The 6,708-nt window shown below is 57.5% G+C and carries 6 protein-coding genes and 1 pseudogene; 5 read left to right on the forward strand and 2 right to left on the reverse strand.

The window, feature by feature from the left end:
- The first annotated feature begins 3 nt into the window (after positions 1-3).
- The 5 genes from CW742_RS04980 (at position 4) to CW742_RS05000 (ending at position 4,243) form a co-directional block, all read left to right on the forward strand.
- A complete protein-coding gene (locus CW742_RS04980) occupies positions 4-177 on the forward strand; it encodes a hypothetical protein (RefSeq protein ID WP_292417341.1) in 174 nt (57 codons plus the stop codon).
- 39 nt (positions 178-216) lie between these two features.
- On the forward strand, positions 217-1,356 hold the full coding sequence (locus CW742_RS04985; protein WP_292417327.1) for a class II fructose-bisphosphate aldolase: 1,140 nt from the start codon (positions 217-219) through the stop codon (positions 1,354-1,356).
- A 322-nt stretch (positions 1,357-1,678) separates the two neighbouring features.
- A complete protein-coding gene (locus CW742_RS04990) occupies positions 1,679-1,915 on the forward strand; it encodes an LSM domain-containing protein (protein ID WP_015285609.1) in 237 nt (78 codons plus the stop codon).
- A 131-nt stretch (positions 1,916-2,046) separates the two neighbouring features.
- A complete protein-coding gene (locus CW742_RS04995; protein ID WP_300223416.1) occupies positions 2,047-2,379 on the forward strand; it encodes a MarR family transcriptional regulator in 333 nt (110 codons plus the stop codon).
- Positions 2,380-2,560: 181 nt separating this feature from the next.
- Positions 2,561-4,243, forward strand: coding sequence for a PAS domain S-box protein (locus tag CW742_RS05000; RefSeq protein WP_292417335.1), 1,683 nt, complete (start codon positions 2,561-2,563; stop codon positions 4,241-4,243).
- A 19-nt stretch (positions 4,244-4,262) separates the two neighbouring features.
- Here the strand turns inward: CW742_RS05000 and CW742_RS05005 are convergent, their stop codons facing one another.
- Both CW742_RS05005 and CW742_RS05010 read right to left on the reverse strand, forming a co-directional pair.
- Entirely contained in the window at positions 4,263-6,329 is a 2,067-nt protein-coding gene (locus CW742_RS05005) for an acetate--CoA ligase family protein (protein WP_292417338.1), read from the reverse strand.
- A 63-nt stretch (positions 6,330-6,392) separates the two neighbouring features.
- Positions 6,393-6,708 (reverse strand): annotated as a pseudogene (locus CW742_RS05010) (hypothetical protein); the annotation flags it as partial.

A 6,708-nucleotide genomic window follows, 5' to 3' on the forward strand; every position in this document is an offset into this window, starting at 1 on the left:
CTCCTGTACGAGGCAAACCCGATGGGGAAGATCCTCCACGAAGCCGGTGGCGCGATCAGCAACGGGAAGGCCGATATCCTCGGCATCGTCCCGTCTGCCCACGATGACGTCACGCCCATCTATGTTGGTGGCAAGAAAGAGATTGCTTTAATTGAGAAGTGTTTCCGCGAAGGATGAATTTAAGCAGAAAGGATGAATAAACTGGTGTGATGCAGTATGTCGTTGAAGAGTTTTAGTCCAATGCCGGGTTCGGCAATCCTTTCAGCGCTTACCGGCCAGAAGACTATCGTGATGGCAGCAAACGTGCGCGTTGCCTCGGTTGCGAAGGGGATCTTCCGGGCAGCAAAGGACACGGATTCGGCCGTCTTCATGGAACTGGCGCGGTCCGAGTGTGACTTAAAGGGCGGGTATACCGGGATGACCCCGGCGGATTTCTCGAAACGGATGAACGATGCGGCAGCCGCGGTCGGGTTCGACATATGGGCGCTCCACGCGGACCACATCACCATCAAGAAAGGCGATGCGGCCGAAGTCGAGAGCACGAAGCAGCTGATCGATGCACAGATCGCGGCGGGTTACACTTCGTTTGCCATCGACGCCTCCCACCTCTTCAACTTCGAAGGAAAGAATGTCCGCGAGGAACTCGACCCGAACATACGGGTCACCACGGAGCTTGCCCAGTATATTGATAAAAAGATGAACGGGAAAGAGTTCGGGCTCGAGGTCGAGGTCGGCGAGATCGGCAGGAAGGACAACAGCGGGCTCGTCCTCACCAAACCCGAAGAGGCGGTCACATTCATCAAAGCCCTTAACGAGAACGGTGTCAACCCGCAGGTCCTCGCGATCGCCAATGGCAGTACCCACGGTCACACGTACGATGCAGCCGGCAATGTCGTTGAGCAGCTTTCCATCGACATCCCGCAGACAAAGGCGATCGCAAAAGCTCTCCGGGACAATAAGCTCACTGTCGGCATCGCCCAGCACGGGATCACCGGCACCCCTCGTGACCTCATCAACCTCCATTTCCCGAAGGGCGACATCATCAAGGGGAATGTTGGCACATTCTGGCAGGACGTTGTGTTCAGCACCCTGAAGGTCTACGAGCCGGCGCTCTATAAAAGCATCCAGGACTGGACGCTGGAGAAATACCGCCCGCTCAATGCCGGCAAGTCCGACCGCCAGATCTTTGACGGCAACTGCAAGATGGCGATCAAGGAGTTCTTCAAAGATCTCTACTCCCTTGATGAGAAGACCGAGCATGCCATCCAGTCCATGGCCTATGCCGAGAGCCTCGTCTTCTTCCGGGCATTTGGGGCATATGGTTCGGCGTCGGTTGTAAGGAAGGCGAGGAAATAATCAGGGAATCTTTTTTGTGAGCAGGGCGATCCATACCATAAATGGATACCTCTCACTTTTTCCGGTGAGAAGGAAACCAAATGCGCCTTTGGTTGCATCTGAACCGGGGGATCGTTTTGAAATATCAGATCCTCCATAGTTCGGTTTCCCTTCGGGCCTGAAGGCCCTCAGCAAGTCGAAGAACCCTTCGGGTTCTTCTCCTGCTTCGGGTCTGATGAGCCTCAGGAACTCGAAGAACGCCGATGCGTTCTTCTCCTCTTTCAGGTCTGATGACCCTCAAGAAGCACAAGCCTTAATAGTCTCCCATCCCAATTTAGGGCAGATGGTTAACGGAATTGTTTTGCCGATAAAGAAAGTGTTTGCGCTGGTAGATTCAAAAATATCCGTCGAGATCAAGGATGAGGGGCGGAAGCTGCAGGGCCGCCTCGTTGCGGTGGACGAATACTTGAACATCCACATGGACGAGACCATTGAGTATGTCGACAACCAGCGCGGGCGGAGCCTCGGGACGGTTGTCATCCGGGGGAATAATATCCTCACCATAGCACCGGTATTATGAGCAAGACACCCGCCAAGAAGAAGGACCTCCCGAAGAAGGAATCCCCCAAGAAGGAATCCCGGAAGAAGGAGCCGAAAAAAGAAGCTCCGCGGGAAGAAGAGGTCCGGGAAAACGACTCCCGGGAAGACCCGATAGAGGAAGGTCTGAAACTAATCCAGTCCCGGCCCGAAGGAGTTCTCCAGAGCGAGCTCTGGAAGGAACTGGGCGTCGACAGCCGGAAATGTTCCCGTATCGTCAAGAAACTGGAGGAGAGCGGCCTCATCGAACGCATCGAGTTCAAGAAGGAGGGGCTCAAGACTTACCTCCTCAAGGCAAAACAGATGCCGGTCAATCCGCTTCATCTCCTTGCCGGGGACGAACTGATCCCCTGCATCGGGTGCGACCTCGAGTGCGTCGTCGAGGAGTGTCACCCGCTGATGGACTGGATGTACCAGCTTGCGATCGTCTCTCATTCCGAAGACTGACCGGGCATTCTGCCCGACCGATACTGTTTTTCCGGTTTTTCAAATGCCCGCGGATACGGGCAGATCTTGCTCGATCGAGTTCAGGAATTGCCCGGGTTAGCCGGTCCCTCAACAACTATTTATCGCTCCGGCATCTACCTGATAATAATCAACCCGGATCATTTGTTCCGGACGATGCACGATGATTTCGATCCTGTTTGTCGATGACAATACCGACCTGTTCGCCCGCATCCGTACCTTTCTTGAAAAGACCGGGGATATCCGTATTGAACAGGCCCATTCCATCAAGCAGGCGACCGAGAAACTCCGGGGAAGGACGTACGACGTCATCATCTCCTACGAGCAGCTCCCCGAAGTCAACGGCATCGAATTTGTCCCCGACATGAACGGGACAGATTTTATCAAGTTTCTCAAAAGCCAGGGGAATCCGACACCCGTTATCCTGCTCGGGCGACGGGGGCCAAACAAGATCTCCCTTGGTGAAGTGAGCAATGCCACGGAGATCACTATCCCCTCCACCGGAGATCTCCGCCCGCAGCTCATGGAGATGGTCACCCTGATCAAACAGACCATGCTCCGGCGGAAAGCCGAACGGGAACAGAAAGCCCAGACTGAGCAGCTCGCAACCATTCTGTCAGCAACCCCGCTCGGGATATTCCAGGTCAGGAGCGGGATCATCGAATGGGTGAACCGGCCCTTTGTCACCATGCTCGGGACTGATGAGGGCGCCCTTATCGGGAAGGACCTCCGCACCCTGTTCCGGACCACGGAAGAGTTCGACCAGCTTGCCCGCGAGTTCCAGATACGGAAGGATCCTGACGGGCTTGCTCATGCAGACTGTCGGCTCGCCCGCAGGGACGGTAAGACAATTCCCTGCCATATCCAGGCCCAGGCACTCGATCCCCGGGACATTGTCCGTGGCGGGACATTTGTGGTAACGGACAATACCGAGAAACAGAAACTCACCGATGCCCTCCGCGAAAGCGAAGCGAAGTATCGCGAGGTACAGACGAACAGCCAGAGCATCATTATCCGTATGGATATCCAGGGCACCATCACCTTCTTCAACACCTTTGCACTCACGTTCTTCGATTACAGTGCCGAGGATGTGATCGGGAAGAACGTGGTCGGCACCATCGTTGCCGAGAAGTCCCGCATCCAGCACGGGCTCTCGATGATGGCAAGCGACATCGGCTTCAATGCCGAGGGCTATGCGGTAAACATCAACGAGAATATCCGCCGGAACGGCGACCGGGTCTGGATCGCATGGATCAACAAGGCGATCCGGGACGAGCAGGGACGGCTCATCGAGATCCTCTGTATCGGCCATGATATCACGGACCGGAAGCGTGGCAGCGGGGAGGTCCGGATCAGCACCGACACCTGGAAGGACATGGTCGTTGCCGACACGGACATCAAGGAGGAGGTCTTTGACGCGGTCTTCCATATCTGCACGGAGATCACCATCGAGGGCCGCGAAGGAAAGCCCGTTGGCACGACCTTCCTTATCGGGGACACCAAGAACGTGCTGGAGAAGTCCCGCCAGATCATCCTAAACCCGTTCGAAGGTCACAAACCGGAACTGCGCATGGTGACGAACCCGGGGCTCAACGAGAACATCAAGGCCCTTGCGCAGCTCGATGGTGCGTTTGTTATCACGGGAGACGGCTTCATCGAATCGGTTGGCCGCTACATCACCGTGGATTCAAGCAATGTCTCCCTCCCGCCGGGTATGGGAACCCGGCACAACTCGGTGGCTGCAATTACTGCGGTGACCAATGCCGTGGGGATTGTGGTATCCCAGAGCGGGGGCGGGATCACGGTATTCCGCGAGGGCCGGATACTGAAAAAGATTACCCTCTGATCCCGCTCTCCCTTTTTTTTCACCCGTGCCTGCACCCCGGGAAGCCCGAGCTGCACTTGTGCTGGCAGATGTTCCCTACGGTCCGGAAAGCATCTTCGAGATCGGGGAAGTTGGGGATCCGGGAATCGCGGAGGATCCGGAGCGGGGTCTTCATGCTGTCACCGCCAATCATGCAGCCAACGATCATCTTGTGGGTATGCCGGGAGAAACGGACGATCTCGTTTGCTACGCGGATCGGATCGGAGATGGCCGATGGGACTGCGACAATAAACGCAATATCCCAGAGATCCTGGCGCCGGATCATGATGTCGAACGTGCGGGCGAAACGGTCGGCGCTGGAATCCCCTACCATGTCGATGGGGTTTGCCCGGCTCCAGTTGGCGGGAAGCACCGCATCCAGTTCCGAGACAAGGTCCGGAGGGAATTCCACCATTTCGATGCCGAACCGTTCCGCATAATCCGATGAGAGGACAGCAAAACCGCCGGCATTGGTGATGACGATCGCACGCGTCCCGCGGGGATATCCTTCGGAAGAGAGGAGCTCGGCTGCCTGGAACGCCTCACGGATGGACCGGGCCGGTATCACACCGGCCTGCCGGAACGCAGCCATATACACGTCATAACTTCCGGCAAGCGATCCGGTATGGGAAGATGCGGCTCTCTGCCCGAGCCGGGAGGCGCCGGACTTGATGGCGACAACCGGTTTTGTGAGCGAGACGCGCCGCACGACATCCATGAACCGCTTCCCGAACCGGATCTGCTCGATGTAGAGGATGATCGAGCGGGTTTGAGGATCGTCCCCGGCAAACCGTATGAAGTCCTCGAACGTGAGGTCTGCCTGGTTCCCGACGCTGATGACCGAGGAGAACCCGATATCTTCCGGGAGGCTCCAGTCCACGATGGTGGTGATGATGGCGCCGCTTTGCGAGATGAAGGCAATCCGCCCGGGCCGGGGCGATACCGGGTCGAAGGTGGTGTTGATCCCCTTGTGAGGGAGCATCAGCCCGAGGCAGTTCGGCCCCATGATCCGCATGCCATGGCGCTGTGCTATGGCAAGAATGTCCTCTTCAAGGTTCCTGCCCTCTCCCCCTCCCTCGCGGAATCCGGAGGAGATGATGATGGAGAGCGGGATCTTCTTTTTTCCTGCCTCTTCAATGACGCCCGGAACGCCGGCCGCTGGGATGGCGATCACGGCAAGATCGACCTTCTCCGGTAGGGAAGCCAAATCCGGGTATGCCTGCCGCCCGAGAATCATGGGTGACTTTGGATTGACCGGGTAGAGCGATCCAGGAAACGTGAGAAGGTTCCGGCAGATGGCATACCCGATCTTGCCCGGGTCCTGCGATGCCCCGACAACGGCAATGGAAGAAATGTCGAGAAGGCTGTTGTCCATCCCTGCGGAAGATTGTGTTTCCCGAGGGACCTCCCGGTCCTCCCGGTAAAACCGTGCATCGACAGCACATGCCCCATCCCCGTACAGGACCAGGGGGTTGATATCGAACTCCGAGAGCGTAAGATCGGAAAGGAAGAGGTCTGCAGCCGACCGGATGATCCTTACCAGCGCCTTTTTGTCGCGGGGCGGCTCGTCGCGGTAGCCGGTGATCAGGGGATATCCTTTCAGTTCGCCGACCATGTCGTTGATCTCGTCGTCGCTGACCGGAAGGACCCGGAGGGAGACATCCCGCAAGAGTTCCACCATCTTCCCTCCAAGCCCGACGGTGAGTATGCGGCCAAACGCCGGATCGATCTTCCCGCCGATGATGAGTTCCAGCCCGGGCGGCAGCTGCTGCTCGACAAGGATCCCGGTGATACGGGCATCCGGGGCACGGGAGTGCGCACTGTCCCGGATCTGTGTAAATGCCGCCCGCACAGCGTCCGCTGAACCTATACCCGTTTTGACCCCGCCAACATCGCTCTTGTGGATAATCTCCGGGGAGACAACCTTCATGACAACCGGATACCCGATTGCACCGGCAGCCCTGACGGCATCTTCCGGTGTAGTAGTGAGCGAATGGTTCGGCACCGGTATCTTGTGGGCGGCAAGCAGAGCATAGCCTTCGGCTTCAGAGAGGAGTGTCCGAGTCATCGCAACCTGTCCTGAAATAGAATAGTGTGGAACGAAATAAAGGCTGATCCCTTGAGGCCACGTTCACGGTGGCAGATTACCTGCGGATGGGAGCCCGTATGCCCTGTTCTCCCGCAGGCATGCTTCCATATCGGTAAGCACGTTGTGGAGGGATACCCCCCGCGAGATCCGCCCGGCAATCCGCTCCGCAAGGCACCCGTTCTCGATCCGGTCCCGGACTACCGGAAGGTATCCGCGTTCATCAGGGGTTGCGTTCCGCCATGCAAGGTCATACAACTGCCGCAGCTCGTCTTTTTGCCCCGCTGTTCCCTGCCGGATTGCCTGTTCTGTCAGGTCCAGGGTCGCGTCCTGCCCGGCCTCCACCGCCCGGGTCTGGCAC

The sequence above is a fragment of the Methanoregula sp. genome, from assembly GCF_002835825.1.
In the GTDB taxonomy this organism is placed as follows: domain Archaea; phylum Halobacteriota; class Methanomicrobia; order Methanomicrobiales; family Methanospirillaceae; genus Methanoregula.

What these genes read in the sequence shown, in the direction of transcription:
- CW742_RS04990 (WP_015285609.1), top strand. Translation starts at nt 1,679, where the DNA reads ATGGTTAACGGAATTGTTTTGCCGATAAAGAAAGTGTTTGCGCTGGTA.
- CW742_RS04985 (WP_292417327.1), top strand. Translation starts at nt 217, where the DNA reads ATGTCGTTGAAGAGTTTTAGTCCAATGCCGGGTTCGGCAATCCTTTCA.
- CW742_RS05000 (WP_292417335.1), top strand. Translation starts at nt 2,561, where the DNA reads ATGATTTCGATCCTGTTTGTCGATGACAATACCGACCTGTTCGCCCGC.
- CW742_RS05005 (WP_292417338.1), bottom strand. Translation starts at nt 6,329, where the DNA reads ATGACTCGGACACTCCTCTCTGAAGCCGAAGGCTATGCTCTGCTTGCC.